4 protein-coding genes are annotated in these 2,438 nt (G+C 65.7%); all 4 read right to left on the reverse strand.

What is annotated here, in order from left to right:
- Positions 1–12 precede the first annotated feature (12 nt).
- Entirely contained in the window at positions 13–468 is a 456-nt protein-coding gene (locus GORHZ_RS18175; RefSeq protein ID WP_006335534.1) for a biotin/lipoyl attachment domain-containing protein, read from the reverse strand.
- 4 nt (positions 469–472) lie between these two features.
- Positions 473–910, reverse strand: coding sequence for a biotin/lipoyl-containing protein (locus GORHZ_RS18180; protein WP_006335535.1), 438 nt, complete (start codon positions 908–910; stop codon positions 473–475).
- Positions 911–922: 12 nt separating this feature from the next.
- Positions 923–1,213: a hypothetical protein gene (locus tag GORHZ_RS18185; RefSeq protein ID WP_006335537.1), complete on the reverse strand. Its 291-nt coding sequence runs from the start codon at positions 1,211–1,213 to the stop codon at positions 923–925.
- A partial coding sequence (locus GORHZ_RS18190) for a (Fe-S)-binding protein (RefSeq protein WP_006335539.1) occupies positions 1,210–2,438 on the reverse strand: 1,229 nt, incomplete at its 5' end. The genes GORHZ_RS18185 and GORHZ_RS18190, both read right to left, overlap by 4 nt.

The raw sequence follows: 2,438 nt of genomic DNA on the forward strand, positions 1-2,438 counted from the left end.
CCTTTCTCGGTGTCACTCCGCGCAGCGGTAGCAGCGGATTTCGCGATCGTCGGTGAAGTCGCGATAGAACTCGAAGGCGGCGGCGCCGTCGGCGAGGTGTGCCCGCTCGTCGGTCAGGGCCGTCGGCGCCACCCGCGCCATCCAGCCGGCCCCGTAGGGATCCCGATTGCCGATGGCAATGTCCTCGGCGTAGGCCGACCGGTTGACGGTCAGCAGCTCACCCGACAGCGGGGTCGGAAACGGGCCCACCCACTTCGCGCTCTCGACGACGGCGACGGTCTGTCCGCGGCGTAACGTCCGGCCGGTCCGCTTCCAGCTGATCTGGACGAGCCGGCCGCTCATGGTCTGCGCGACATCGGTCATGCCGAGCAGCGCCTCGTCGCGGTCGAGCTGCACCCACACGTGCAGCTCGAGGTCGTAGAGCCGGTCATCCGGCACTGCGCACCCGTTCCAGATCTGCTCGCTCATTGCCTCATTCCCCGCAGGAGATGCCCTCGCGTTCGAGGAACTGCTCGTAGGCGGCGATCGCTTCCGGACCGGTCAGCAGATTCGCCGAATCGGTCTCCCAATCGGTGGGCTCGATCCGCGCGATCCACCCGGCTCCGTAGGGGTCGGCATTGATCAGTGGCGGATTGCCGACCACTTCGGTGTTCACCTCCGACAGCACCCCGGCGACCGGGCAGGGCACCGGTCCGACCCACTTGCCGCTCTCCACCGTGGCGACACTCTGCTCGGCACGCAGTGTGCGCCCGACCTTCTTGGGCGTGACCGACACGATCGTCTTCGCCAGGTTCTGGGCGACGTCGGTGAGTCCGACCTCGACCAGATCACCGACTTTGCGCGCCCAGACGTGTCTCTCGACGATGTAATAGACATCCTCGGGGAGGTTGCAGTTGCGGACTGCGGGCATGGGTGTCCTCCTTCAGGGCTCGACCCGCTCGGGGTCGTGCTCGGCACGTAGGTGATGGATCAACATGTCGAAGGCGACCAGCTGGATCTGTCGCCGGTACTCGGCGAGGAACTCCGGGTCGCCCACGCTCTTGCGAATGGGGTGGCGGTAGCGTTCCGAGCAGTACGGGCAGGTCACCGTGTAGACGGTGCGTTCCCCGACGTCTTCGGTGCCGATCTCGTCGGCGTGGCTGTCGGCCAGGTGTAGGTGCAAATCACGGATCGGCAGGTCGACACCGCAGAATGGGCACTCGACGTTCGTCATCCGGAAACGCCTGCTTCGAGCGGTTCGTTCTCGGGCGGGATCGCCGCCATCGCGACGAGCTGGGTGATGTCGAGGACGGTGAGGCTGTCGGCATGTCCGGTCGTCTTCACGGCGTCGGAGTACATCGTCATGTCCTTGGGGCACGACACCACGAAGTGACTCACATCCAGCGTTGCCGCCTCCTTGATCCGGTTCTCACTGGGCCGCTCGGACAGGAACGAGTCGTCCATCCAGATCCGACCGCCGCCGGCCCCACAGCAGAACGTGTTGGTGCGGTTGCGCGGCATCTCGACGAGTTCGCAACCCAGCGCGGACAGGATCCGTCTGGGCGCTTCGGTCACCCCGTTGTAGCGGGCCAGGTAGCAGGGGTCGTGATAGGTCACCCGCAGCCCGAGCTGCTGTACCGGTAGCGTCCCGGTTTCGACGAGGTGGGCCAGCAGCTCGGTGTAGTGCCAGACGGTGTATTTCGCCCCGAGTTTCGGGTACTCGTTGCGAAGTGCGTTGAGCGAGTGCGGATCGGTGGTGAAGATCTCCTCGAACTGCGCTTGCTGCAGTGCCTCGATGTTGTGTTCGGCGAGCTGTTCGAACAGACCCTCTTCCCCGACACGGCGCACATCGTTGCCCGAATTCCATTCGGCCTCATACAGAATGCCGAAGTCGACGCCCGCCTCCGTGAGCAGCCGCGCCAACAGCCGCGAGTTGTCCGCCAGCCGGTCGTCGTAGGCGGCGTAGTCACCGACGAACCAGAGGTATTTCACCGGCTCCTTGCGGGCGTCGGTGATCTTGGTGTCGAGTTTCTTGGTCCATTTCGAGCGCATCCGCGCCGACTTCCCGAATGAATTGCCCTGCCCGGCGAGGTTCTGCAGGGCCTGCTGCAGGCTGTTGTCCATATCACCGTCCTCGACGAGGGTGCGGCGCAACTGGACGATGGTCGGGACGTGCTCGATACCGACAGGACAGGTCTGCACGCAGGCCATGCAGGTCGTGCACGACCACAACGTGCGGGACTTGATCACATCCCCGGCGATCGCGGCGTCGGCACCGGGCTCGACCGAGCGCTTCTCGCGGTCGAGCACCGCGATCCCGCCGGAGCTTTCGTCGACCCACTGCCGCAGGTCGAGGATCAGATCCCGCGGGGACAGCGGGGCGCCCGCGGTGCGGGCCGGGCAGACCTCGTGGCAGCGGCCGCATTTGGTGCAGGCGTCGAGGTCGAGCAGTTCTTTCC

This window comes from Gordonia rhizosphera NBRC 16068 (assembly GCF_000298195.1).
GTDB classification, from domain to species: Bacteria; Actinomycetota; Actinomycetes; order Mycobacteriales; family Mycobacteriaceae; genus Gordonia; species Gordonia rhizosphera.